Here is a 25,731-nt window from a genome sequence, read left to right as displayed (position 1 = left end):
CGCGTATCCGTTTTAAATAAGTAAATTGCCCCGGGTTAAAACAATGAACCGGGGTTTTTTATTTATATAATATGGTGCCTAAAGTTGCAATGGTAGGTGGCGGAAGCTGGGCTACGGCAATCGTTAAGATGCTGTCAGACAACTTCACAGAAAAGGAAATTTACTGGTGGATGCGCAATCCAGACGCCATTTGTCACCTGCAGAAGTACAAACACAATCCAAACTATCTAAGTTCCGTAGAGGTCAGGATCCCAGGGGAAAACATATCCCCCGATCTGAGCGATATCATCGGCAGTGCCGATTATGTGGTGCTCAATGTGCCTGCGGCCTTCCTAAAAGATACGCTTGCAGAAATCAAAGCGGAGCAGCTTCAGGGAAAGAAGATTGTGTCTGCTATCAAAGGCATCGTGCCCGATGAAAACCAGATCATCGGCGAATTCCTGCATCATAAGTACGGAGTGCCTTATGAAGACCTGCTGGTTATAAGCGGGCCCTGTCACGCAGAAGAGGTCGCCCTCGAAAAACTCTCGTACCTGACTATTGCAGGCTTGGATACCAGCCTCGCCGCACGGTTTTCTGACCTGGTTTCGACCCGTTATATTAAGACAAACATTTCCGACGACATCTTTGGGACCGAATATGCAGCTGTGCTTAAGAATATTTATGCAGTGGCCAGTGGCATATGCCACGGTGTTGGGTATGGCGACAATTTTCAAGCTGTCCTTATTTCCAATGCCATACGTGAAATCAAGCGCTTTGTAGATGCCGTACATCCCATATCCAGAGACATCAATGAGTCGGCCTATCTTGGGGATTTGATGGTTACCGCCTACTCACAGTTTAGCCGTAACCGGACTTTCGGCAATATGATCGGTAAAGGGTACACCGTAAAATCTGCCCAGCTGGAGATGAATATGATCGCCGAGGGCTATTATGCGGCCAACTGTATGCATCACATCAACAAAAAATATAAAGTTGATATGCCTATCAGCCGGGCCGTCTACGCGGTACTCTATGAAAAGCACTCACCGCACATAGAAATGCGTCTGCTGACCGAGCAGTTAAGCTAAAAAGCCCTCTTAGTATAACTAAAAGGGCTTTCCGGATATATATTAAAAGATATTAAAATCTTCGTTTTCCACTATCGCGTCGTCCGCTGCTGCGTTCCTCGCGACTTTTGCCAGAGAAATCCCTGAATCCGCCTCCGCTTCCACCATCACGCCTTCCGCTTCTGCTTCCTCCGTCACGTCTTCCGCTGCTTCTTCTTTCACCATAGCCACCGCGATCGCTCCGGCCTCTGCTGCTACCGCCCTCAGTTTCGCCGGTCCGCTCGATCCTGACGCCGCGCCCGGAAAATTCAACGCCGTTAAAGTTGTTGAATAATGCACTAACGGCCGAATCTTCAACCTCGAAGAAAGAATATACACCTTTTAGGTCTATCTTGCCCACGCTCTTACCGCTTATCTTACCGTTATTGCAGATAAATGATAACAGATCGCCTCTGGTCAGATCATCTACAGAACCGATGTTAATAAACAAACGTGTATAACCATCATTTGCCCTACGGCCCCGGTCCGAACGTTCGCCGCGCTCAACACGGTCGCCACGATCTGCATCAGTTGAATTAAGATCAGGTGCATTTTTATAATACTCCAGGAATCTGTTAAATTCCAGTGAAGCGAAACGCTTGATGACCTCTTCCTTGCTTAACTCGGCAAATTCATCCATGATACGCGGGATATATTGCTCAATCTGGCTCTCATTCACCTCTACGTTATGTACTTTATGCACCAGGGCGAACAATTGCTTTTCGCATACATCAAATCCGGTAGGAAGGTCTGCTTTAGTAAATTTCTTACCGATAATCCGCTCAATCTGACGGATCTTACCGATCTCCTTAGAGTTCACAATGCAGATAGAAATACCTGTTTTACCTGCACGCCCAGTCCGGCCGCTTCGGTGCGTGTAACTTTCTATCTCATCGGGCAGCGAATAGTTTATCACGTGCGTAACGTTGTTCACGTCAATACCACGAGCAGCAACATCAGTTGCAATGAGTAACTGCATACTCCGGTCGCGGAAACGCTGCATCACCTTGTCACGCTGCTGCTGCGATAGATCGCCATGAAGCGCATCGGCGTTGTAGCCATCCTTAATCAGGTGTTCCGCAACATCCTGTGTATCGAGCTTGGTTTTGCAAAAAACCACGCCAAAGATCTCCGGGTTGAAATCAACGATGCGTTTCAGCGCAGCGTATTTGTCGCGCGCCCTCACCACATAGTACTCGTGCTCAATGTTCACGTTACCAGTGTTTTTTGTACCCATGGTAAGCTCTACAGGCTCATCCATGTAATTTTTCGCTATGCGGCGTACCTCAGGGGGCATCGTAGCAGAAAACAACCAGGTCTTTTTATCGTCAGGGGTTGTCGAGAGGATATCGTTGATATCCTCCTGGAAGCCCATATTGAGCATCTCATCAGCTTCGTCGAGCACCACATACTTCACATTGCTGAAGTCTATGGCCTTACGGCCGATAATGTCTAACATACGGCCGGGTGTGGCGACCACGATTTGCACACCAATCCTGATCTCACGAAGCTGCTGCATAATATTTGCTCCGCCGTAAACGGCTACAATATTAGCACCAGGAATGTTTTTAGAGAAATTGCGGATGTCGCTTGTAATCTGCAGGCAAAGCTCGCGGGTAGGGCACAGGACCAGTGCCTGCGGCTTTTTGCTTGAAAAGTCAATTAATTCTAACAGGGGCAAGCCAAATGCGGCTGTCTTTCCTGTTCCTGTTTGGGCCAAACCAACAAAATCGTTATTGCCCTCTAACAGTACAGGAATACTTTGTTCCTGAATCGGCGTAGGATTTTCGAAACCTAAATCCTTTACGGCACTAACAACATCATCACTTATCCCCAAATTACTAAATGGGTTTATCATGTATTATAATTTATTAAGCCGCAAAGGTACGGTTAATAATCCGTATTTTTACAGAAGCATAACTAAATAAAAATGAGGCAATTAAATTTATCTGAGTCTGTCGGCCGACTTCAGCAGCTGCTCGTCTTTCCTTATTCCGCGCATGGTAAGCAGCGAAAATATAAGTCCGAGTACCGGCATAAATAAGCCCGCACCATAGTTAAACGTCGAGCCTGCGATCATAGAAGCATAGTAATACATCCAGCCGCAGGCCACTAAGATCAGCACCATACAAATGCCCGTAATGCGGCGTTGAAGCGCCCGGTTTCTGAAGTTGAATATGTTTACAAAGAATAGTATTCCGGTAATAACAATGGTGATCAGCAATGGCGTAGCAGCGGTACTTTGAGTCTCGCCAGCTTCAGTTAAGGTATAAATGCCCGAACCTTTCAGCCAGGTTTCAACGCCCTCCCCCTGCACCGAAAGAATCGGCAAAGCAAGCATCAGGAACATGGTGATTGCCGCAAGAAAGAGCCATATCGATTGAATCCGCTGTATCATATCAATTCCATAATTTCAACAAAGATATTAAAAGGGCGCAACTAGGCAATTCAAAAAAGGAATTAGAATAGTAGATTTGTCTACTGACATGCAGCGCTACTTTATTGAGCTTTCATACAACGGAACCGCATATCACGGCTGGCAGATACAGCCGAATGCCATAACTGTGCAGCAGCGGCTTGATAAGGCGCTGAGCGTGTATTTTCGCCAAACAGTGGCTACCTTAGGCTGCGGACGTACCGACACCGGCGTTCATGCCACTCAGTTCTACGCTCATTTTGATCTAGATAGCGCGTCTGCCTGCCCTGAGATTGACGTGACCGGTGTAAACGCCCTGCTGCCCTACGATATCGCCGTAAGCCGCATCTTCGAAGTCGCAAACGATGCACATGCAAGGTTCGATGCCACAAGCCGTACCTATCATTATCATATCCATTTTCAGAAAGATCCTTTTAAAATCGACAGGTCTTGGCTCTACAAAGGGCGCCTGGACGTCGACCGTATGAACCAAGTTGCAGCGGTTCTACCCGAGTATACAGATTTTTCCTGTTTCAGTAAGTCCAATACCCAAACCTTTACCAACAACTGCAGGCTTACAAAGGCTGTATTTACGGAGCATTCCGGCGGACTACAATTTACCATTCAGGCCGATCGCTTTCTGCGCAACATGGTGCGCGCCGTTGTAGGTACCTTGATCCGGGTGGGGAAAGGTGAGATTGACCTTCAAGGCGTCCGGACCATTCTGGAAAGTAAAAATCGCAGCGCGGCAGGGCAGTCAGTTCCCGCATGCGGACTGTACCTTACCGAAGTGCAATACCCTTATATAGACAATGCTCATATAAACAATGCTCATGGCTAAACTACCCGGAGAAGCGATAAATACAGGATTGCTCAGGCGAATCTTTCGGTACGTCAAACCCTACAGGCGCACTTTTATCTGGGCTATTGTGCTAACCATCCTGCTGGCCCTCATTGCGCCGGTACGCCCGTTCCTTATACAGTACACGCTCGATCACCATATTATGACGGGCGACTATGCCGGACTGCTCAGTATCACCATCCTGATGCTCGTGCTGCTCGCCCTGCAAACCCTTTTTCAGTTCAGCCATACACTGCTCACCAACACACTGGGGCAGTCGGCCATACGCGATCTTCGCATAGACGTGTTCAATCACATCACCAGGCTCAGGCTCAAATATTTCGACAATACGCCGATCGGTCAGCTTATTACACGGACGGTGTCCGACCTGGAAACGATCGCTGAAATCTTTTCCGAGGGACTGATCGTCATCATAGGTGATATCCTGATGGTAATCGTTATCGTTGGGGTGATGGTTTATAAAGACTGGATGTTAACCCTCGTCGTGTTATTGCCCATGCCGCTGCTCATTATCGCAACTGCAGTTTTTCAGCGCGCCATCAAAGCAGCATTTCAGCAGGTAAGGACCGAAGTATCCAACCTGAACACCTATCTTCAGGAACATATCACGGGCATTTCCATTATACAGTATTTTGCCCGTGAAGAGCAGGAATATAAGAAGTTTGTGGGCATAAATAAGCGCTACCGCGATGCCAACATCAGATCTAACTGGTATTACAGCATCTTTTTCCCGGTAGTGGAAATCATTTCCGCCATGTCGCTCGGTCTGCTCGTGTGGTACGGCTCCCGAAGCATACTGGCCAAGCCCCTGGTGGTCACCCCCGGTATCATTGCCGAATTTATTTTGTACATCAGCATGCTTTTCCGGCCTATCCGCGAACTTGCAGATAAGTTTAACACCTTGCAGATGGGTATGGTAGGCGCCGAAAGAGTGTTCAAGGTGCTCGACAACCAGGAGATCACGGAAAACAAGGGCACATTCATGCCGGCCAAACTAAACGGACACATCTCCTTTAAGAACGTCTGGTTCGCCTACAACGCCGATAATTATGTGCTTAAAGACATTTCTTTTGAAGTAGAGCCGGGTAAAACCGTAGCACTTGTAGGGGCTACCGGCGCGGGAAAGTCGTCCACCATCAATATACTTAGCCGCTTTTACGAAATCAACAAAGGCGAAATCAGTATCGACGGTACGTCCATCCAGGATTATGAGCTTAATTATCTCAGACGCAACATTGCTACCGTCCTCCAAGATGTTTTTCTGTTTTCCGACACCATCTTCAATAACATTACGCTCAACAACCCCGACATTAGCATGGAGGCCGTTGTAGACGCCGCAAAAAAGGTAGGTGCGCATGACTTTATCCAGCGTTTACCAGGCGGATACCAATACAACGTCATGGAGCGCGGAGCCACATTATCTGCCGGGCAGGCGCAGCTCATCTCGTTCATCAGAGCGCTGGTGTACAATCCTGCTGTGCTTGTGCTCGATGAAGCAACCTCTTCCGTAGATACGGAAACAGAAATGCTCATTCAAAATGCTATCGACAACCTGATGCAGGGTCGTACCTCTATCGTGATCGCCCACCGCTTGTCGACCATACAAAAGGCCGATAAAATACTGGTGCTCGACAAAGGCGAGATCAAAGAAATGGGTACACACCAGCAACTGCTCAAACTAAACGGCTACTACAAACGCCTCTACGAACTTCAGTTCAGTTCAGCAGGCATCTCCGCAGGCTGAGTCGACTGGTACAGAAATTGGATGCGCTACGTTTCCTTGACCGAGCGTTTGCTGAGGCTTTATATCGAACTGACGTATCAGTCCAGATAAGCAATACAGGTATTTAACCCTGGAGCCCCGGTTTGTACTGATTTTTCCAGATATGGTAAACCTTCGGGGGGGAAGTCAGGTTGATGCATATAACCAAATAAGACAAACATGAGTGAGTCAATGAAAGCCGCGCTCAAAACAGCGGAAGGCAAATTTGAGGTCAAGGAAGTACAGCGGGTACAAATCCCGGCGCCCGACTGGGTGCTTGCACGCGTACGGGTCTCGGGTATTTGTGGTACCGATCTGCGTCATTGGGAAAAACATGAGCCAGAGCTGGAATGTAAAATTATGGGCCACGAACTCGCCGGTGAGGTGGTAGAAATAGGTTCGGAGGTGAAGAACGTGAAGCCCGGCGACCGTGTCGTTATCGAAACGCTGCTGGGCGACGGCACCTGCGATTGGTGCCGGGTTCAGCAATACAACTTGTGCCCAAACCTGTATAACGTTCGCATGGAAACCGTGTCACGTGCTTTCGCGGAATACCTTATCGGACCGGCCACGAAATTTCATAAACTTCCCGACCATGTAAGCTTCGAAGAAGCCACACTTCTGGATACTTTTTCGGTAAGTCTGCACGCACAGCATCTAAGCGGCCTGCATATCAACGATAAGGTCGTTGTTATTGGCGCAGGACCTATCGGATTGGGGCAACTGCAGCTCGCCAAAGCGTCCGGAGCTGATGTGCTCATTATCGACGTCGTGGAGTCGTCGCTGCGAGTCGGTGGAGCTGACCCGCATAGGCGGCAAGGTAGTCATCGTAGGCGGATTCGAAAAAGGCAAGATGCCCATGGAGATCGACTGGCAAAGTCTGCAGATGAAAGAGATTCAGCTTATTCCGAGCGCAAGCTATTCTTTCTGGGACATCTATCCTGAAATGAAGGTCTGCCTCGATCTGCTGGCCAAAGGAAAACTCAACGCCAGGAAAATGATCACGCACAGCTTTCCGCTCGATGAAATTAACAAAGCCTTCGAAACCGCACAGAAAAAAGAAAAGACCGGCGCAGTTTTCGTAGCGCTAACCATGTAAAGATAGATCATTATGAAACAGAGCGAAGACAACCATTTTATTCCTATGACCTCCGTTTCGGCCGGTTCAGGTAAGGAAGTAAACCAGATATTTATTACTACACAAATCAAATTGTTAATGTAGTCATGGTGGGCAGGCCGGGGGGCGACTGGGTGCTTATCGATGCAGGAATGCCAGGCAGCGGTCCAACCGTTTTGAAGGTAGCTGAAGAACGCTTCGGAAAAGACAACCCGCCAAAGTGTATAGCGCTCACGCACGGACATTTTGACCATGTAGGCGGACTTACTTATCTGCTCGAGCATTGGGGGGTCCCGGTATACGCACACATCAATGAGTTTCCTTACCTAAACGGGTCGCATGCTTATCCCGAGCCCGATCCTTCAGTAGAAGGTGGCTTGCTTGCGAAAATTGCATCCATATATCCGCACGAAGCCACCAACGTTGCTTCTGCACTGCACGAATTGCCGCATCACGATCGTATGCCCTGTTTTTCCGAGTGGAGCTGGATAAGCACGCCCGGACACTCGCCTGGCCATGTGGCATTTTACCGGGAAGACGACGGTGTGCTCATTAGCGGCGATGCCGTGATCACGGTGCGCCAGGATTCCCTATACAACGTACTGCTTCAAAAAGAAGAAGTAAACGGTCCGCCCCGTTACTTTACTTCCGACTGGGATGCGTCCCGGCAGTCTGCCTTAACATTGGCCGAATTGAACCCAAGCCTGATGATATCAGGTCACGGTCAGTTTATGGAAGGCGAGGAGCTTAGGGCCGGACTACAAAAGCTAGCCGCTGAGTTTGACGAGATTGCCCGGCCAGCATACGGAAAATATACAGACTAGTTCAAGCGTAACAACGCAGTTAACCATTTTTCAAGCGGTGTTGACTTTTGTTAATAAGCTCACGCACAATACAATCCAGATCGGTTGCCGAGGTTCGCAGATAGTTAAGCACCTGGCGGGTCGACTCCCGGTCACCAGGATCGTCGAGAAGTTGTATAAGGCCCAGTATGCGTGCCAGCGGCGCACGCAACAGATGGGCCTGCGTCCAGCTTACCTCTACACGCTCCGTCACGTCCTTGATCACGCCAATCATTCTTACCGCGCGGCCATGTTTATCCCTCAAAATGTAACCATTTTCCTCCACGAAAGCATACGTGTCATTCAGCCGTCTTATACGATAACTGGCCGCCCAGCTACTCTTATGCGTATCGGCCAAAGTCTGGTTTAAACTGTCCGTAACGCTCAGCACATCTTCGGGATGAACCAGCTTTGCCCATCGTTCTATCGGAAAATAGGTGTTTTCCTCATAACCAAACAGGCGGAAGAAAGCATCGCCCCAGTGAATATGATTACTTTCCAGGTCCCAGTCATATATAGCATCGTTGGTTGCCTTGTTAATATATTCATAGCGCTCATTGCTATCCTTCACTTTCTTTTCAGCCTCAACGAGCGATGTTATATCTACAGAACTCTGCACAATATACTGCACCTCTCCCTGCGAATCCAGCAGGGGGTACATTTCGATGTCCCAGTAACGCGCCCTGCCGGCAGCCTCATCCGTATGCGGTAAATCATAACGATGCTGCCGCATTACCTGTGCGCTCTTTTGCTCCATAACCTGGTCAAGGGCATGCTGAAAAGTTTGCAGGCGACTATCGTCGGTGCTATTCGCTGGAAAAGCTTCAAAGAAACTTTGACCAATAATGTCCTCAGATTTTGTGTGCGTAGCTGCTAGAAAAGCCCTGTTCGCAGTCGCAATAGTAAAGCGCGGCTTGTCGGGCCGCATAATTACACATGCCGTCGGTATGGAGTTATAAACTAATTGAACATTTTCTAACCTTAGCATCCCGTCTCGTAAAGCGTTAGACCTTTTGTAAATATATCATTAATTGTGTGCTTACGCTATAACAATCTCACCCGGGCATTGTGTTGTACTTACTTTATCACCCGTCGCATTCACGTACTGCATATAGCCGCGGGCAACGCTCCACCAGGTTCGGGCTTAATTGGGGCTTAATCCAACACTTGTCCACAAAAGATACCCTATTTTGCGAACAAAGCCCAGACCAGACCCAGACTATTCCCGAACAAGGTAGGGGCATGGAAGCCGCTTGTTATCCGACAAAAGTCGAAGGGTGTGCCGACTTTTCCCGGCTTTTTTCTATGGATTGCCCCAAATCAAACGCTCACTTAACGTTGCTTAGGTGACCCTCATCACTAAAAGTTATAACCAGCGTCCCAAATGCTGATGATGGATGTCATGGCGGACGAGTCGCAAGAGCCTGATCTTTGAGTTATTAAATTAATAACATCATGGCAACACTAGCATTAACAACAGCACCTTCAGTTTCTTTAATACACAGATATAACCAATTCGCTGATGGTCAGCAAAAGTACCATCTGGGTTGGTTTCTTGTATCTATACTGGTTCATGCAACCATTCTCGTGCCGCTTACTTTTGTGGCAGTGTACGCTTTAGGCGGACATGTACTTCCCTGTCTGGCTGCAAGTATGGTTATCTTCTTCGTAAACATTGTGTGTAATATGAGCGGCATGAAAACAAGGACAACGATATTTGTATTCGGACTGAGCTTACTGATCCACGCTTCTATATTGCTGATCACGCTGGCGGGTGTTTAAACCCTCCGCGTTCAGATACCCACCCAGTGTAACTCACTGCTTAGTAAAGTCGTGTCAAATTCATAAACCGGGTATTTGCTTTCAATCAACGTGATGAGTTTTTGGGCAGCGATCCTGCCCATTTCAAATGCATTTTGGCGGATGTAGGAAATGCCTGGCGACAGGAGGTCTATCACCTCCGAGTTGGAGAAGCCTATAATACTTAAAGGGCGGGGCACGTTGAGCATACTTAAAACCCGGACGGTCTCGGTGCTGATCCGGTCACTTGCAATTAAAAGCGCCTCCGTTCCCCATGGTGCCGACAGCAGTTCCTGTACAATGGCTTTTATTTCTTCTCGATTTCTTCCGCCTTCGTAGCAGTACTTAACGAGATGCTGCTCAAGGTTCAGGTTGTGTGCAGCCAGGGCATCTGAATATCCCTGAAGGCGTTCTTGCGTAATCGACAGATGTGGGGCATTACCTAAAAACGCGATCTTTTTATATCCTTTCTGGATGAGAAGGGAAGTTGCTTCGAAGGCCGACCTTACGTTGTCTGTGGTTATCTTAAAGGTCTGCATCTCCGGGATAATCCGATCAAACAGGACTAGGGGCAGGCCGCGCTGATGAAGGTTGGTTACATGGCTGTAGTCTGTTGTTTGCGACGACATGGAGATCAGCAGGCCATCAACCGAGCGGTTTGCCAGGTGCTCTACGTTGATCACTTCGCGGTGGTAAGTGTCGTGGCTTTGCGTGATGATCACATGGTAGCCTCTCTCGTAAGCAACCGACTCGATGCCGTTGATGGCCTGGGAAAAAAAGCTGTTGGCAATGTCGGCCACCGAGACACCTATGGAATTGGTTCTCTTATTTCTCAAACCACGTGCAACAGGATTAGAACGATAGTTTACCTTTTCTGCATAGGCAAGCACCTGCCGTTTTGTTTCGGCACTTACTTCATGGCTGTCGGTCAGCGCCCGCGAAACGGTAGATGGGGAAACCGACAAGGCCTGAGCAATTTGCTTGATTGTTGCTGCCTGGAACATAAACAAGTATAAGAAAAAATCATGGCACTATGGCGCTTAAATCATCACTTTTCCGGGAACGATTGCGTAGTTTTATCAAGGCGGGCTTTTGCTTTGTAGGCCCGAACTTCTTAATCTTGCGATAAACGTATCGACGATGAGAAGAATTTGTACCGCAATATTATTCATCCTGGCCTGCTCCTCTGCAGTGGCGCAATCCACAATCGTTAAATATCTTTCTGGAAGAGACAAGGACCATACGGTGAACTGGGACTTCTTCTGCACCGATGGCAGAAAAAGCGGGTACTGGACAAAAATACCGGTGCCGTCCAACTGGGAATTGCAGGGTTTTGGTTCCTATAATTATGGGCACGACAAGGTAAAGTCCAATGAACAAGGCCTGTATAAATATGAGTTCGGCACTGGTAAAGTGGATGGAAAGCGGGTGTTTATTGTCTTCGAAGGTTCCATGACAGACACCAAAGTGATGATTAACGGCAAAATGGCCGGGCCGGTTCACCAGGGCGCTTTTTATCGTTTTAAATATGATATTACCGATTTGCTGAAGCCGTCAGGTAAAAACCTGCTGGAAGTAACGGTCAGCAAAACATCGGCGAATGCCTCGGTGAACCAGGCGGAGCGGAAAAGTGACTTTTGGATCCTGGGCGGAATTTTCCGACCTGTTTACCTGGAAATTGTGCCGCAGAAGTTTATAGACCGGGTGGCGATAAATGCTAAGGCCGACGGCTCTTTTGAGATGCAGGTATTTCCGGAAAACCTGAATGGTACGGAAACTATTGAGGCGCAAATCCAAACCCTGGAAGGCAAGGCCGCGGGCGCGTCATTTTCTGCCAATGCAGGGAATACGGCCGACTCGGTCGTACTGCGCTCGCAACTAAATAGCCCGCAATTGTGGAGTGCCGAGTTCCCCAACAGGTATCAGGTTGTGGTGACCATAAAAAATGCGGGGCAGATTATCCATCAGGTTAAACAGAAGTTTGGTTTCAGAACAGTTGAGTTGAGGAAAAATGACGGACTCTATGTAAACGGGGAAAAGATATTGCTTAAAGGCAGTAACCGGCACAGCTTCTGGCCTGAGAGTGGTCGCACGCTGAGCCATAGCATCCATCTCCTGGATGTGCGCCTGATGAAGGAGATGAATATGAACGCGGTGCGGATGTCCCATTACCCGCCGGATCAGGATTTTCTGGACGTGTGCGATTCTGTAGGTCTGTACGTGATAGACGAACTTACAGGCTGGCAGTCGAAATATGACACCGTAGCCGGTCGCAAACTGGTTAAGGAACTGGTTGTAAGGGATGTTAACCACCCGTCCATCCTGTTTTGGGCCAATGGTAATGAGGGTGGATTCAACCGCGCACTCGATAATGACTATGCCTGGTACGATCCGCAGAAGCGGACCGTAATACATCCCTGGGAAAAGTTTAACGGAACAGATACGCGTCATTATCCCGATTACGATTACATGGTAAAATCTGCTGCCACAGGCAAAGAGGTATTTTTCCCAACCGAGTTTATGCATGGCCTGTACGACGGAGGAGCGGGGGCCGGTCTGGACGACTACTGGAACCAGATGCTGAAGCACCCGCATGGCGCAGGCGGCTTTATCTGGGCATTTGTAGACGAGGCGATCCTTCGCACGGATAAGAACGGCGCATACGATACCGACGGCAATCATGGAGCCGATGGCATCGTTGGTCCGCACCGTGAAAAGGAGGGCAGCTTTTATACCATTAAGGAAATATGGTCGCCTGTCTACGTGGGACTTCGCAAGATCGGGGCCGACTTTTCAGGTAGAATAGAGGTAGAGAACAGGTACGACTTTACGAACCTCAATCAATGCACCTTCCAATGGAAACTGGTCGATTTTCCTGCGGCAGACAAGAAAGGTACGGAGCCTATCGTAAGGGCATCGGGTTATCCTAAGCTGGCGAATGTAAAACCGGGGGAAAAGGGCTGGCTGGAACTGAACCTGCCGGGCTCATGGAGAAACTACGGCGCCTTGTATTTAACTGCTTATGGGGCCGATAAAAAAGAGATTTTTACCTGGAGCTGGGCGCTGAAGCCAGCTGAGGTGATGGTTCAGAAAACGAGATCCGCTCGGTCGGCGCAGCTAAAAGCGGACGATCAGGGCGACAATCTTCAGATCATATGCGATGGCACGACCTATGTATTCGACAAGGTAACCGGGTATATCAGCCAGGTGCTCAGGAAGGGAGAAACTGTGTCCTTGTCGGGCGGACCGGTCCTTGCAAGCGGCGCAGCCGAATTGAAGATGTTTTCCCACCATGAAGTTGATGGCCAGTACGTGGTTGAAGCGAGTTACGGGGGTGCAGGTGCTTTGCGTGTTAGATGGACTTTTGCTTCAGGTACACCGGCAAAACTCGAATATGAATATGGTCGACAGGACGCTGCGGATTTTAGCGGTATAACCTTTAATTATCCCGAGGAAAAGATCACCGGTATGAGATGGCGCGGGCGCGGACCTTTTCGCGTATGGAAGAACCGCATGAAGGGTCAGCAACTAGGCGTATGGAAAAAAACCTATAACAATACCGTCACCGGAGAGCATTGGCAGTATCCTGAGTTTAAGGGCTACCATGCTGAGGTAAGCTGGGTAACGGTGCAGACTAAGGAGTCGCCGTTTACGGTGTACTCCAACGATGAAGATGTCTTTTTTCAAATGCTCAGGCCGGCGAAGGAAAAGGACGTCCTGAATAATAACGTCGGACCAGTCTTTCCGGAAGGGAGCATAGGGTTTCTGGATGCTATTAATCCGATCGGCAACAAATTCCACGCAGCAAGATCCACAGGCCCGGAGGGTCAGAAGAATGAAGCAAAAGCGGAGCGGATAAAGCGGACGCTATGGTTTGATTTTGGCCGGTAGTTTATAGGTAGTGGCCTGCGACTGGAGTTTGCCGTCTATCCAAACGCATAATCTGCTTTGATTGCCGGGTTTGGCTGTGTCCCAGTCCTTTTTCCAGATGATGTCAACATCATGTCCGTGGTAACGAAGGTTGCCAAGGTAAAAATAATCCCAGCTGTTGTCGGGCAACAAAGGTTGCACGGCAAAGCTGGAGCTGTGTGATGCCTTAAAACCGATCAGGTCTTCGATGATCATGTCCGGAAAACTCGAGTGGAAATAGTCTTTCTCCCCGCCAAAGCCATCGCCGTTACTGGGGATGTACCATTCGCCGATGTTGGGCTCCTTGCCATGCATTACAGCGAGTTTGCTGATATAATCGAGCAGTAACTCCTTTTCTTTCGCCGATGCGTTCTTTTTATAGTCCCTCAGGTAGTTTGCATAGCCTTTATAAACCATCGAGTTTTCATAGGGCCAGCCCCGTCCGTTCCAGGCGTAAGCCTGTTCATTATAATAAGGGTGCTGCCTTTCCGCAGTAGTCATGCCCTTTTCGTGGTAAAAGCCCTTTGGCGAAGAAAACATTTCCCATGCCTTGCTATATTTCTGGTAGCTGGAAGCGGGGATGAGGTTAAAATACCAGGGCGAATAGCCAACGGATTCGCGGACACGCGCCTCATAGTCGCCCGTGCCGAACTCATTATCCCCCGCACTTAAGGAATTGAAAAACTGATCCTCTTCATTCCACAATACCTTCAGCACTTTGCGCTGCAGCCGATTTGCTTTCGCAAGGTATTCGGCCGATTTACCGCTTTTTCCGTTCAGTTGATACAGATCAGACAAAGATTTCAGATTGCCATACATATAGGCGTTCAGCGAAGGCCTCACCATATAATAATCCGGATATCCCTTACGGAAGGCTGTTGGGTATAGTTTCGCCTGCTCCGTTTGTGCCGCTTTGTCAGTGGTTCCCCAGCCCAGATAATAATCTCTCCAGGTCTCATCCGTGTAAATGCTGTATGGGCCTTTGCTTGCTATAAGTCCCATCACGGCCGAGAGACTGAACTCCATGCCATTGTATAAATCGAGGATCTTGTACATACCCGCCGTTTTAGCACTCGTATTTTTTACGGTAAAAAGGCTGTCCCAGCCCTTTTGATGGCGTTCCAGGTCGAGAAGTATTTGCTGTAGCCACTGCTTGTCCGGATGTATCTTCAAAAAGGCATCTACCCCATTTACCATCCAGCTCGAGAAATGGTGACTTTCGGGGCGGCTCAGGTAAGTAAGGAAGTTGCCGTTTTCACGCTGGTTCAGCTTAGATGCCGACCCGCTCATGAAATAATCGGCGTAAGATTTTAAATACTTTTCGTCACGCAACCAGCGTACATCGTAAAACTGGTGGCCAGCCGGACAGGTAATCGCGCCGCTCAACGAAGCCCAGGGCTTAACCCCGAAAAATTCTGTGACCACCCAGTACTTTTTATTGTCGTACGGGTCCTGGTATTCCTTAAGATGCTTACTGATCATCCACCAGCGATAGTTGTACACCTTAGAGATCACGCTGTCGGAGCTCATGAACAGCGGAACGTTATTCATGAGGAAAGCCTTATTGTTTGTGGCATTGTAGGGGCCGTCAGAGTCAGGTCTTTCTTTGTAGGCATTGAACTGATCTATCTGCGATCCCAGCTGGTTCTGCGATTCGAGTTTTAACCTGCGCAGTTCTGCATTGTATACGGTATTGTCCTGCCCGGAACCTGAAAACGAGAAACCGAACATTTGGGCGATTACAGCGAGCGCAGATATGATATACGAGGAAATCCTGAACATTTGGTGTTATGTTTGATTAGCAGGACAAGTTACCACAAAAGCAGGAAAAAAGCATGGTTTTTTACTAGCTTTACCCTGGAAGTTTATGAGTGTTTATAGTTCACAAACAGATGCGCAGTTGCTGAACCTGTTAAAGCAGGATGACCGCGGCGCGCTCAATGAAATATATAGAAGATACCAGGGGCTTCTTTATAGCCACGCTTACCGCAGGCTGGCCGACCGCGAGGAGGTACGTGACATTATACAGGAATTGTTTGTCTACCTCTGGACAAACCGGCACCAAATTCAACTCAATACCAGTCTGTCTGCCTATCTCTATGCCTCAGTGCGCAACCGGGTACTCAATCTGTTCAGGAATAAGAAGGTAAGGGACAACTTTGCGGCTTCGCTGCAGGAATTTATTGATCGCGGGGAGACGGTCATAGAAGAGCAGTTTCGAGAGAAAGAATTGCGGGCACTAATTGAAAAAGAAATTGAGGCAATGCCTGCTCAAATGCGGATGGTATTTGAAATGAGCAGGAAGATGGAGATGAGTCACCAGGAGATAGCGGAAGCGCTAAACATATCACCGCACACCGTGCGCAATCAGGTACATAATGCGCTTAAAATCCTGCGTGGTAAACTGGGCCAAAAAGGGCTTTTGTTGCTATTTTAATTTTTTTTCATTTTTATCTAGTCCCTGGAGTGGTTTGCCGTGTCTTATCATTAAAGCGCGTAATCCCGCGCAATTATTATGAAATCAGAAGAGGCAGATCAGTTAATTGAAAAATATAACAACGGCAAGGCAAGTGCTTCCGAGCGTGCTCTGGTAGAAAGCTGGTACCTCAAGTATCCGGAAGGCGCCAGGTTAAGTGAACAAGACTTGCTGGCGGAGCACGATGCGGGTCTGCACCGGCTGAATGCTTATCTCGACAAGGGGCGGCGCATAAGGCTGCTGCAGCGTGTTGCGGCTGCGGCGACTGTTTTTCTGGTCCTGAGCACAGGTATTTATTTTTACGGATCTGCTCCACAAGGCATTAAGGATTCAATAACGCCCGAACAGGATATCGCCCCGGGAGGAAACCTGGCTGTGCTTACGCTTGCCAACGGTGATACGCTGAACCTCAGCTCGGTCAAGGCTGGTGTAGTGATCGGGGCTGAAGGATTAACCTATACGGATGGTGCAAGGGTAGGTGGTCCAAATGCGACTGCCAACCCTGGTTCTGCGGAGGAGATCACTGCGGAAACGCCGCGCGGTGGCACGTACAGGATTCAATTGTCTGATGGCACGCTGGTGGTAATGAACTCGGAAAGCAAACTTACTTTCGCTCAGTATTTCAATGATCAAAGCCGCATTGTTGAGCTTTCCGGCGAAGCTTACTTCGAAGTGGCAAAAGACCCGGCCCGACCTTTTGTGGTAAAAACGAACGGGCAGGAAGTTCGCGTGTTGGGAACACACTTCAATATCAACAGTTACACACAAAACAGATCGATACGAACCACCTTGCTGGAGGGCAGCGTCCGCGTTACTGCCTCCAATAGCGAGCTTATTTTAACTCCGGGCTACCAGGCCGTTTTAACAGGTGGCCAATTGAGCCAGGCAAAAGCCGATCTGGAGGAAGCAGTTTCATGGAAAGATGGCTATTTCCGGTTTAACAATGAAAGCATTACAGACATCATGTCTAAGCTGGCGAGATGGTACGATATAGATGTCGCCTACGAGGGCGACATCACCGATGAAGGTTTTACGGGAACAATTTCTAGGTTCAAAAAAATCAGCGATGTGCTGGCCATGCTCGAAACAACCAAAACCGTTCATTTTAAGATTGAGGGAAGGAGGGTTACCGTTATGAGATAATTCTACATGGTAATTCCAGTAAAAAAGCACCCCGGCCTAGGAACCGGGGCGTAATAACTGGCTTAACATTAACTAATCTGAACGATCAACTATTGACTGGCCCTCCCATCTTCGAAAATGATGGCCAGCCATGTAAAACCAACTAGCAAATGTACAATATTTACACCACAAGGGGTAGGGGTCTTTTTTGCCGTCTCCCTAAAATTCTGCTCATTATGAAGCTGACCACTTTGATCATGATTGCAGCGATCCTGCAGGTTAGCGCAGGTACCTATGCCCAGAAGATTACGCTCTCAGAAAAAAATGCCCCTATAAAAAAGGTGCTCGATCAGATCAGGGCGCAAAGTGGATACGATTTCCTGTTCACCAACAGCAACCTGAGAAATGCAAACCCTGTAAGTATCAGCGTAAAAAATACCGAGCTGAAAGATGTACTGAAGCAGGTTTTCGAAGGACAACCTTTTGAATATACCGTTTTGAAAAATTCGGTGGTAGTATCAAAAAGGGAACCCTCTATACTCGACCAGATAGGCCAATTTTTTTCGGCTGAAGACATTCGGGGTGTAGTGGTCGATGAAAGCGGCAAGCCGATTCCGGGTGCCGGAGTTAAAATAAAAGGGACTAACAGGGGTGTCCGTACCAACGATCAGGGCGCTTTCGTCATCAACGTTGACGCGAACACGATTCTGGTCTTTAGTTATGTGGGATACGAAACGAAGGAGCTGCGCGCCACCCCCAATATGAGGGTATCCATGACATTGAGCCAGAATAACCTGGAAGATCTTGTGGTGGTAGGCTATGGAACCACCAAAAGAAAAGACCTCACAGGTTCTGTGGCTTCAGTAAACCTCGACGAGGTGCGCAACGTGCCTTTTGCCACCATCGATCAGGCGTTGACGGGTAAGGCAGCCGGGGTACAGGTGGTGCAGGCAGACGGATCACCGGGCGGGGTAGCCAAGATCCGCATCAGGGGCGGAACTTCTTTGATGGGTGGAAACGATCCGCTTTATATCATCGACGGGGTGCAGGTCCAGGTGCAAAACCGTTATCAGGCGGGCGCCGCAGATATTGTTAGCCCGGTAGAAAGAGGGGGTAACGACGACCCTAACTTTACCGTGGCCGGTTCTTTTGCACGCGGACTAAATAGTTTGGGTGGGTTAAATATCAATGATATAGAAACCATCGATATTCTCAAAGATGCTTCGGCAACAGCTATTTATGGTTCGCGCGCGGCCAACGGAGTAGTGATTATCACGACTAAAAAGGGTAAGGCAAATCAAAAGCCGGTTCTGGAAGCCAACTATTACACGGGGATAAGCAGTCCCGAAAAGGAGCGGGTGCTGAACCGTGATCAATATATCATGCTGGTAAAGGAAGCTGCCCAAAACCTGAATAATGCCCGTGCAGCCCTGGTTCCTGCATTGGCCCCCAATCCGCTCGCAACGCAGATCCTCAACGATCCGAATTTCTTTGGAACAGCCAATACGGATTGGATGGATCTTGTGCTGAGAAACGGTATTACACAAAATGCCGATGTTTCGGTGAGGGGTGGTGGAACAGGTTCACGCTATTACACATCCATAACCTACAACAAGAATGAGGGCACTGTTATTGGTACCGACTACTCCCGCCTTGCTGGTAAAGTGAGCCTGGATAACGACATCACTTCTAAACTTCGGTTTAATACGAATCTCGACTATGGCTTCATGACAAACAACATTACCAATGGTATCTATACGCAGGCGATGTTTGCACCGCCCACTGTAGAGCCATACAATGCAGATGGAAGTGTCAAGGTTATTGATCCCGCATCAATTGGTGCATACGCCTATGAGGGATTCCAAAATCCTTTATTGCTCACTAAAGGCGTAAACAAGTCGAACACGATATTCCTGATCGGAAATGTCGCGGGAGAATATGATATTCTTAGCAATCTGAAATTCAGAAGCTCCGTGGCGGTGAATTACAATAATTACCGTCAGAACAATTACATTCCAAGCACGGCTTCCATAGCTACACCAAACGGAACGGGAAGTTCTAATAACGGTACCGCCACGCAATCGCAGGCCCAGCAAACGAATACGTTCTTTGAAAACACGGTGACCTGGGACAAGGAGTTCAACGAGAACCACCGTCTTAACCTTTTGGTGGGTACCTCCTGGCAGATCACCAAATCAAACGCTTTTTCTGCAAGCGGACAGGGCTTCCCGGACGACACTTACCTGAACAATCTATCTTCGGCAGCTGTAACCCTGCCTGCTACCGGCACTTCCGACCAGAACTCGTTACTAAGTTTTTACATGAGGGCCAACTACAGTCTGATGGATAAATACCTGTTTACTTTTACCGGCAGGTCAGATGCATCGTCTAAGTTTCCTAAAGCAAATCGTGTAGGGTATTTTCCTTCTGGTGGTGTCGCCTGGCGCATTTCACAGGAAAACTTCCTGAAGGAGATCAGTTGGATCAGTGAAATAAAACTCCGTGCAAGCGCTGGATATACTGGAACGCAAAACATTGCAGACAATCTGTTCTATACGCTGTATGCACCCGTATCTTATGCAGGGCTGAACGGCTTGTCGCCCAGTCAGCTCGGTAATGATAAACTGAAATGGGAATCTACGCTGCAGAAAGATGCTGGAATTGACTTTGCATTTTTCAATGCAAGGCTGCGCGGCGGTGTCGGTTATTACGAAAAGTCGACCACAGGAGTCTTGTTCCCAACAACCGTTGCGGCGAGTTCCGGTTTCAACGGTGTTACGGCAAATATTGCGAATATCCGTAACCGAGGTCTTGAAGTAGAACTGAGCGGTGATTTTATTCGTAACAAGAACTTCCAGTGGTCGGGTACAATGAATGTGTCTGGAAACCGTTCCAAGGTTCTGGCACTGTCAAACGACTTCGCTGATCCGAATAATCCGACGATATATAACTACGGGAATACCGTATTGAAAGTAGGTGAACCCGTTGGACTGTTATATGGACGGGTATTCGATAAAATATTGACTACCCAGGCTGAGGTAGACGCTTATAAACAAGGGAACATACTGGCCGGAAGTTATCCTTATCTAGGAATTGGCGACGCCAGCTATATTCTTGACGACAATGCTTTCGGTGTTCCGGGAATACGTTATTTTAAGGATGATATCATTGGGCGTGCCGAGCCAAAGTATTACGGCGGTTACACGAATAGGTTAGCCTACAAAGATTTCAGCCTTACTACGCTCGCTACCTTCTCCTACGGTGGGGATATTTTCTATCTCGCTGACGTGCAAAACCAGGATATGGCAAAACGCACTAACAAAAGTGTAGCGATCCTGGATCGCTGGACACCGGAAAATCCCAGTGCCACCAGGCCGCGATTAATCCAGGGCCAGGGCACCTATGCTTATGCGGCGAGTAATAATGTTTATGATGCCTCTTTTATCAAGCTAAAGTCCGTAACGCTTGCTTACCAGTTTCCAAAGGGCTTAACGGACCGGTTAAAGGTAAACGGCATCTCGGCTTACGTTTCGGGAACCAACCTGTTCACAATTACGGATTATCCGGGTGTTGATCCGGAAACGAGCAACGATCCGTATAGTTTAATCGGCGGCTATAGCGATTCAGGGGGTTACCCGTACGTAAGACAGTTCAGTTTCGGCGTACGCGTTGGCTTGTAGGGAACAGACAAGAGTGGATTTACATTCAAATAAATGGAAGATGAAAATATTATATAAAATTCTTACAGCCGCCGTCATGCTTACGGTGATTTACAGCTGTGAAAAGGAACTTGGAGCCTTACCAAAAAATGCTAAAGTCGAATCAAATACGATTCTGGATCAGGCTACTGCTCAGATTGCTTTAAACGGCGCCTACTATAACTTTGCCAACGCAACCAATATAAAAACCGGCTGGCAGATGCACCAGGTTCTGCCGGCCATGTTTGCTGGCTACCTTGGCTACGGCTTTGGCCAGTTGGGGCAGGAAGATAACCAGAACCTTAGTGCGTCGGGTACTTTTTGGGATGAATCATACCGGTCTCTAAATGCTGCAAATGGCGTATTAAAGGGAGTCAATGCGCTACCAGATAACGCTTTCACAGGCAACCGGAAAAAGGAAATCCTGGGCGAAGCCAAGTTTATAAGGGCTTATTCCCATTTTAAGCTACTGAGCTATTACGCAGAGTGGTACAAAATAGGCAGCACCCAGGGTGTGTTACTTCGTGACGAGCTATCGACGTTGACGAATATTGCTAAAAAGCGCAGTACAGTAAAGGAAAGCTACGACTTTATCCTTTCCGATCTCGATGAAGCCATTGCAAATGCACCGGTAACAAACCCAAATCATTACGCCACCAAATGGGCGGCTATGGCTTTGAAAATGCGGGTATTGATTAATCGGGGGCAGCAAGGTGATTATGACGAGGTGATAAGCCTTGCTGATAACATCATCCAAAATAGTCCTTTTGTACTGGAGCCAATTGCAGAGGACATATTTCATAAAAATGGTCTGGCTAGTAAAGAAGTAATCTTGGGTGTAAAACCACAAGCGCTCCAGCCTTCCGATCCCTATAGCAAAAGCAGGCAATACTGGCCATCTGCATCGGCTTTGTATGTTGCAAAGGCAAAATTGAAAGACCTGTACGCAAACGATCCCCGGCAAAACTGGGTTATTGGCATTGCTAATCCCTCAACTTCATCGCCGAACACATTTTATTTTACTAAATATCAGCTGGTAAACGGAACGCCGTCTCTGCTTACTGAAACCGACTACGCGATACGTCTGACCGAGGTGTATCTGCTTAAAGCTGAAGCGATCGTCAGATCTGGCGGCAGTCTGGCTACTGCCAAAGGGCTGGTACACCAGATCCAGGAAAAAGCGGGAATAACTGCGACTACCAATAATATTCCATATCTGTCAGTTGAAGCGGCAAACTCTCCGGAAGCGCTCTTAATAGAAATTTACAAAGAGACTTCGAAAAGCCTTGTAGGTGAGGACGGCAGTGAATGGATGGCCTTGCTCAGGTTGCCTTTCGCAACTGTTCAGCAACTCAAGCCGAGCATTACCAGTCAGATCCAGTACATCATTCCAGTGCCTGTAACCGAATTCCGGTACAATCCGCTGTTTGGTGAACAAAACACAGGATACAGTAAAAACTAAGACTATGAAACATTATTTATTCGCGTTTTTAATCAGCGCTGGCTTTATGCCAGCGCTTGCGCAACAAAACTCTTTTGTTCTTAATGGAAAGATAAAAGGGCAATCATCTGGTTATATCAAACTTAATTACGCTGCGAATGGCAAATATTTACAGGATAGCGCAGTTATAAACAACGGTTCTTTCGTCTTTAAAGGCTCACTTGGCGAGCCGTCTATGGCCTATATTATTGGTCCCACTGCAGGTCGTGCCATGGACGATCCTAACGTGGGGTCGTTTTTCCTTGAGCCGGCAAGCCAAACCATCGATCTGACGGCGGGCGACTTCAAGAATCTGAAGGTCACAGGTTCAAAAACACACCAGGAGTATGCTGACTTACAAAGCAAAAAGAAAGCGCAGCTCGACCAGATCGCAAAAATAGGTGCGGCTTATGATGAGGCCAACAAACGTTATATCGAGGCAAGACAAGCTGGGAAATCGGAGACGGAACTTGATGCGCTCAAAGAAAAAGCGAATGATATTAAAGATCAAATGGATCCGTACAGGGAAGCGATGGACAAAATTGATATGGAGTATATCAAAACGCGCCCAGATTCGTACTACTCTGCTTATGCCTTACGGTGGAGGGTTTCGGGTATGCCGCTTTCGGAGGGCAAGGCGCTTTATGCTGGATTGTCCGACAGAATTAAAGCAACCAGCCAGGGGAAAGAGATTGCTGAGGAACTTAGAAGCCTGGAAGGCGGATCTCCGGGTGCAAAGGCCAATCTGTTTAGAGCTACAGATATCAACGGACAGCAGCTCGACCTGAACGACTACCGCGGCAAGAAATACATATTACTCGATTTCTGGGCCAGTTGGTGTGTACCCTGCCGGAAAGGAAACCCGCACCTCTTATCGCTCTATAGCAAATACAAAGATAAAGGACTTGAAATCGTAGGCGTGTCTGACGACGACAGTAATCATGAAGCCTGGAAGAAGGCTGTTGCCCAGGATAAAATAGGCGTATGGCGTCATGTACTACGCGGCCTTAAGCGGGTAGGTAACGACTTCGACCGGTCATCGGATCTTAGCGATGCTTATGCTATTCATTCCCTGCCAACGAAAATACTTATTGATAAGAACGGCGTTATTGTAGGACGCTACGGGGGAGGTGGTGAAAACGACGAGGCTATGGATAAAAAACTAGCAGAAATATTTAACTAAGTATTTATTACATTTATTTAACTAACATAGTACGTTATGAAAAAAATTGGAACATTATTAAGCGCCTGCCTCCTCTATGTAGTGGGCGGAGCGTATGCTCAGCAGACCAAAGTAACGGGCGACATCAAGGGCCTCGGCGACGTAGAGGTTAACATTTACTACTATGAAGGAAAGGAAACGAAAACGGGTACGGTGCAAACAAAAGATGGAAAGTTCACCTGGACGGGCAGCTTCAAGGAACCGCAGAAAGTAACCATCATGTTTCCGCGGCAGGCCGCATGGGTATTCCTTGAACCCGGGAATATCGCCATCAGGGGTACTGCAGATTCTCTGCACGCGCTTAAAGTGACCGGCTCTAAAACGCAGACAGAAGCTGACGCTTTTGAAGCCTCCCAAAAATTTCTTGACGATCAGCAAATGCCATTGTACGAGAAATACGGAAAGGTGAGTAAGGAGGAGCAGCTTGCTATTGAGCAGAAACTTGATGATATCAGACGTCAGAGAAGGGAGCTGGCCGACAAATACATTTCTGCGCATCCCGAAAGTGCCTTAAGCCTTAGTCTGGTTACCGACCGTGCAAGCATGGGCAGTTACAAAGACATACAATCGGCCTACAACAAGCTCGGTCCAAAGGCAAAGGCGACGGCGGAAGGTCAGCGCCTGGCCGAACGTCTAACCGTGCTTAAGCGGAGTGACATCGGCACCCCAATGCTGAACTTTACTCAGAACGACGTTGACGGTAAGCCCGTTAGCTTCGCTGCCTTTAAAGGCAAATATGTGCTGGTCGACTTTTGGGCAAGCTGGTGCGGACCTTGCAGAGCCGAAAACCCTAATGTGCTGAAAGCATACAACACCTACAAAGACAAGAACTTTACGGTAGTCGGCATTTCACTAGACGATAAAGCGGAAAACTGGAAGAAAGCGATCAAAGACGACGGGATGCCGTGGACACAGCTATCTGATCTTAAGGGTTGGAAGAACGAGGTGTCGCAGTACTACGGCATCAACGGAATTCCGAGCACGCTGCTGGTAGATCCTCAAGGCAATATTATCGCAAAAGACCTCCGCGGAGAGATGCTCAATCATAAACTTGAGGAATTATTCGGAAAAAAAGCGAAATAAGCAGTTAAGCCCCCCATACTATGCAAATGAAAGTAAAATGGATAGCCATATTACTGATTCTTTATTCAGCAATTGGCCTCGCCCAAACAACCAAAATCATCGTAAGAGCGAAAGCGAAAGATGCTAAGTTCCTGCCTGCATCGCTTGGCGTACATGTAACCATTCGGAACAATATGACAGGTGAGGTTATGGCTAAGGGTATGGCAACAGGCGGATCTGGAAACACCAATGTGATTATGGCAGAGGCTATTAAGCGAAATCAGCAGCTTGCCGACGCGGGCACCTCGAAGTTTGAAGCTTCGCTGGAGCTCACAGATCCGACGTTTGTCGACATAGAGGTCATCGCCTCCGTTAACCGGAGAAACGGTACGAAAAAAATAACTACACAAACCTGGCTGATTCCCGGGAAAGACATACTGGGCGACGGTATCGTGGTGGAGATTCCAGGTTTTATCGTCGATATCCTTGCGCCGACAACACAGCAATATACACGGCTGGAATCCATTAAGGAGGGTAAAATGCCCTTGAAAGCGAGCATTACCATGGCTTGCGGCTGTGTCATATCCAAAGGAGGCACCTGGGATTCCGAGGCATTTACGACGAAGGCGATCATTAAGCATAATGGGCAGAAGATCGGTGAAGTACCTTTAAAAATCACTGATGTCTGGAATAATTTCGAAGCCGCGATACCCATTACAGCTAAGGGCGATTATGAAGTGCATGTGTATGCGTATGACCCTAAAACAGGTAACATTGGCGTGGATAAGATAAACTTCACCGTCATTTGATAGTAACAGGTGTCCACCAAGTTCGGGCTTAATCAGGGTTTAATCCAACACTTGTCCACAAAAGGT

The 25,731-nt window shown here is 48.1% G+C and carries 20 protein-coding genes; 15 read left to right on the top strand and 5 right to left on the bottom strand.

Annotated elements, in window-relative coordinates; genetic code table 11:
- Window positions 1-71 precede the first annotated feature (71 nt).
- Window positions 72-1,070, top strand: a complete 999-nt coding sequence (locus tag QEP07_RS07750) for an NAD(P)H-dependent glycerol-3-phosphate dehydrogenase (RefSeq protein ID WP_285009332.1) — start codon at window positions 72-74, stop codon at window positions 1,068-1,070.
- 52 nt (window positions 1,071-1,122) lie between these two features.
- Here the strand turns inward: QEP07_RS07750 and QEP07_RS07745 are convergent, their stop codons facing one another.
- Both QEP07_RS07745 and QEP07_RS07740 read right to left on the bottom strand, forming a co-directional pair.
- On the bottom strand, window positions 1,123-2,946 hold the full coding sequence (locus QEP07_RS07745) for a DEAD/DEAH box helicase (RefSeq protein ID WP_285009331.1): 1,824 nt from the start codon (window positions 2,944-2,946) through the stop codon (window positions 1,123-1,125).
- 87 nt (window positions 2,947-3,033) lie between these two features.
- Complete coding sequence (locus tag QEP07_RS07740) at window positions 3,034-3,486, bottom strand: DUF4293 domain-containing protein (RefSeq protein ID WP_285009330.1); 453 nt, start codon at window positions 3,484-3,486, stop codon at window positions 3,034-3,036.
- Between the two features lie 88 nt (window positions 3,487-3,574).
- Here QEP07_RS07740 and truA point away from each other — a divergent pair, with 88 nt between their 5' ends.
- The 5 genes from truA (at window position 3,575) to QEP07_RS07715 (ending at window position 8,069) form a co-directional block, all read left to right on the top strand.
- Window positions 3,575-4,345, top strand: a complete 771-nt coding sequence (gene truA / locus QEP07_RS07735; RefSeq protein ID WP_285009329.1) for a tRNA pseudouridine(38-40) synthase TruA — start codon at window positions 3,575-3,577, stop codon at window positions 4,343-4,345.
- Entirely contained in the window at window positions 4,338-6,110 is a 1,773-nt protein-coding gene (locus tag QEP07_RS07730) for an ABC transporter ATP-binding protein (protein ID WP_256003916.1), read from the top strand. The genes truA and QEP07_RS07730 overlap by 8 nt, the downstream gene beginning before the upstream one ends.
- A gap of 198 nt (window positions 6,111-6,308) precedes the next feature.
- Window positions 6,309-7,073 (top strand): zinc-dependent alcohol dehydrogenase, encoded by a 765-nt coding sequence (locus QEP07_RS07725; protein ID WP_285009328.1) that lies wholly within the window; start codon window positions 6,309-6,311, stop codon window positions 7,071-7,073.
- Entirely contained in the window at window positions 7,015-7,227 is a 213-nt protein-coding gene (locus tag QEP07_RS07720) for a hypothetical protein (RefSeq protein WP_285009327.1), read from the top strand. Before QEP07_RS07725 ends, QEP07_RS07720 begins: the two co-directional genes overlap by 59 nt.
- Window positions 7,228-7,352: 125 nt before the next feature.
- The gene (locus QEP07_RS07715; RefSeq protein ID WP_285009326.1) at window positions 7,353-8,069 is read left to right on the top strand and encodes an MBL fold metallo-hydrolase; all 717 of its coding nucleotides are present in this window, start codon (window positions 7,353-7,355) and stop codon (window positions 8,067-8,069) included.
- 19 nt (window positions 8,070-8,088) lie between these two features.
- On the opposite strand, the gene QEP07_RS07710 is transcribed toward QEP07_RS07715, so the two are convergent.
- Window positions 8,089-9,075, bottom strand: a complete 987-nt coding sequence (locus tag QEP07_RS07710) for a PAS domain-containing protein (protein WP_285009325.1) — start codon at window positions 9,073-9,075, stop codon at window positions 8,089-8,091.
- A gap of 467 nt (window positions 9,076-9,542) precedes the next feature.
- On the opposite strand from QEP07_RS07710, the gene QEP07_RS07705 reads away from it, so the two are divergent.
- Window positions 9,543-9,869, top strand: a complete 327-nt coding sequence (locus QEP07_RS07705; protein ID WP_256003924.1) for a hypothetical protein — start codon at window positions 9,543-9,545, stop codon at window positions 9,867-9,869.
- An 11-nt stretch (window positions 9,870-9,880) separates the two neighbouring features.
- On the opposite strand, the gene QEP07_RS07700 is transcribed toward QEP07_RS07705, so the two are convergent.
- The gene (locus QEP07_RS07700; protein ID WP_285009324.1) at window positions 9,881-10,891 is read right to left on the bottom strand and encodes a LacI family DNA-binding transcriptional regulator; all 1,011 of its coding nucleotides are present in this window, start codon (window positions 10,889-10,891) and stop codon (window positions 9,881-9,883) included.
- 136 nt (window positions 10,892-11,027) lie between these two features.
- Between QEP07_RS07700 and QEP07_RS07695 the strand changes: the two genes are divergently transcribed.
- Window positions 11,028-13,778 carry a glycoside hydrolase family 2 protein gene (locus tag QEP07_RS07695; RefSeq protein WP_285009323.1) on the top strand — a complete coding sequence of 917 codons (2,751 nt, stop codon included), beginning with the start codon at window positions 11,028-11,030 and terminating at the stop codon, window positions 13,776-13,778.
- Here the strand turns inward: QEP07_RS07695 and QEP07_RS07690 are convergent.
- Window positions 13,755-15,578, bottom strand: a complete 1,824-nt coding sequence (locus QEP07_RS07690) for an MGH1-like glycoside hydrolase domain-containing protein (RefSeq protein WP_285009322.1) — start codon at window positions 15,576-15,578, stop codon at window positions 13,755-13,757. The genes QEP07_RS07695 and QEP07_RS07690 overlap by 24 nt on opposite strands.
- Window positions 15,579-15,663: 85 nt before the next feature.
- Here QEP07_RS07690 and QEP07_RS07685 point away from each other — a divergent pair, with 85 nt between their 5' ends.
- From QEP07_RS07685 to QEP07_RS07655, 7 genes are all read left to right on the top strand, one after another.
- A complete protein-coding gene (locus tag QEP07_RS07685) occupies window positions 15,664-16,233 on the top strand; it encodes an RNA polymerase sigma-70 factor (protein ID WP_285009321.1) in 570 nt (189 codons plus the stop codon).
- 78 nt (window positions 16,234-16,311) lie between these two features.
- Complete coding sequence (locus tag QEP07_RS07680; RefSeq protein ID WP_285009320.1) at window positions 16,312-17,415, top strand: FecR family protein; 1,104 nt, start codon at window positions 16,312-16,314, stop codon at window positions 17,413-17,415.
- A 215-nt stretch (window positions 17,416-17,630) separates the two neighbouring features.
- Complete coding sequence (locus tag QEP07_RS07675; protein ID WP_285009319.1) at window positions 17,631-21,074, top strand: TonB-dependent receptor; 3,444 nt, start codon at window positions 17,631-17,633, stop codon at window positions 21,072-21,074.
- A gap of 40 nt (window positions 21,075-21,114) precedes the next feature.
- Entirely contained in the window at window positions 21,115-22,554 is a 1,440-nt protein-coding gene (locus QEP07_RS07670; RefSeq protein WP_285009318.1) for a RagB/SusD family nutrient uptake outer membrane protein, read from the top strand.
- A gap of 4 nt (window positions 22,555-22,558) precedes the next feature.
- On the top strand, window positions 22,559-23,755 hold the full coding sequence (locus QEP07_RS07665) for a DUF4369 domain-containing protein (protein ID WP_285009317.1): 1,197 nt from the start codon (window positions 22,559-22,561) through the stop codon (window positions 23,753-23,755).
- A gap of 36 nt (window positions 23,756-23,791) precedes the next feature.
- Window positions 23,792-24,877, top strand: coding sequence for a TlpA disulfide reductase family protein (locus tag QEP07_RS07660; RefSeq protein ID WP_285009316.1), 1,086 nt, complete (start codon window positions 23,792-23,794; stop codon window positions 24,875-24,877).
- Window positions 24,878-24,897: 20 nt separating this feature from the next.
- The gene (locus QEP07_RS07655) at window positions 24,898-25,665 is read left to right on the top strand and encodes a hypothetical protein (protein WP_285009315.1); all 768 of its coding nucleotides are present in this window, start codon (window positions 24,898-24,900) and stop codon (window positions 25,663-25,665) included.
- The last annotated feature ends 66 nt before the right edge of the window (window positions 25,666-25,731 follow it).

The organism is Pedobacter faecalis (assembly GCF_030182585.1).
Classification (GTDB): domain Bacteria; phylum Bacteroidota; class Bacteroidia; order Sphingobacteriales; family Sphingobacteriaceae; genus Pedobacter; species Pedobacter faecalis.
This window is presented reverse-complemented; position numbering and strand designations above follow the sequence as displayed.

Bases quoted from the DNA above. Each gene is read 5' to 3' on its own strand.
- QEP07_RS07700 (WP_285009324.1), bottom strand. From the start codon at position 10,891: ATGTTCCAGGCAGCAACAATCAAGCAAATTGCTCAGGCCTTGTCGGTT.
- QEP07_RS07740 (WP_285009330.1), bottom strand. From the start codon at position 3,486: ATGATACAGCGGATTCAATCGATATGGCTCTTTCTTGCGGCAATCACC.
- QEP07_RS07715 (WP_285009326.1), top strand. From the start codon at position 7,353: ATGGTGGGCAGGCCGGGGGGCGACTGGGTGCTTATCGATGCAGGAATG.
- QEP07_RS07680 (WP_285009320.1), top strand. From the start codon at position 16,312: ATGAAATCAGAAGAGGCAGATCAGTTAATTGAAAAATATAACAACGGC.
- QEP07_RS07710 (WP_285009325.1), bottom strand. From the start codon at position 9,075: ATGCTAAGGTTAGAAAATGTTCAATTAGTTTATAACTCCATACCGACG.
- QEP07_RS07750 (WP_285009332.1), top strand. From the start codon at position 72: ATGGTGCCTAAAGTTGCAATGGTAGGTGGCGGAAGCTGGGCTACGGCA.
- QEP07_RS07730 (WP_256003916.1), top strand. From the start codon at position 4,338: ATGGCTAAACTACCCGGAGAAGCGATAAATACAGGATTGCTCAGGCGA.
- QEP07_RS07705 (WP_256003924.1), top strand. From the start codon at position 9,543: ATGGCAACACTAGCATTAACAACAGCACCTTCAGTTTCTTTAATACAC.
- QEP07_RS07675 (WP_285009319.1), top strand. From the start codon at position 17,631: ATGAAGCTGACCACTTTGATCATGATTGCAGCGATCCTGCAGGTTAGC.
- QEP07_RS07660 (WP_285009316.1), top strand. From the start codon at position 23,792: ATGAAAAAAATTGGAACATTATTAAGCGCCTGCCTCCTCTATGTAGTG.
- QEP07_RS07695 (WP_285009323.1), top strand. From the start codon at position 11,028: ATGAGAAGAATTTGTACCGCAATATTATTCATCCTGGCCTGCTCCTCT.
- QEP07_RS07745 (WP_285009331.1), bottom strand. From the start codon at position 2,946: ATGATAAACCCATTTAGTAATTTGGGGATAAGTGATGATGTTGTTAGT.
- QEP07_RS07720 (WP_285009327.1), top strand. From the start codon at position 7,015: ATGAAAGAGATTCAGCTTATTCCGAGCGCAAGCTATTCTTTCTGGGAC.
- QEP07_RS07670 (WP_285009318.1), top strand. From the start codon at position 21,115: ATGAAAATATTATATAAAATTCTTACAGCCGCCGTCATGCTTACGGTG.
- QEP07_RS07665 (WP_285009317.1), top strand. From the start codon at position 22,559: ATGAAACATTATTTATTCGCGTTTTTAATCAGCGCTGGCTTTATGCCA.
- QEP07_RS07685 (WP_285009321.1), top strand. From the start codon at position 15,664: ATGAGTGTTTATAGTTCACAAACAGATGCGCAGTTGCTGAACCTGTTA.
- QEP07_RS07725 (WP_285009328.1), top strand. From the start codon at position 6,309: ATGAGTGAGTCAATGAAAGCCGCGCTCAAAACAGCGGAAGGCAAATTT.
- truA (WP_285009329.1), top strand. From the start codon at position 3,575: ATGCAGCGCTACTTTATTGAGCTTTCATACAACGGAACCGCATATCAC.
- QEP07_RS07655 (WP_285009315.1), top strand. From the start codon at position 24,898: ATGCAAATGAAAGTAAAATGGATAGCCATATTACTGATTCTTTATTCA.
- QEP07_RS07690 (WP_285009322.1), bottom strand. From the start codon at position 15,578: ATGTTCAGGATTTCCTCGTATATCATATCTGCGCTCGCTGTAATCGCC.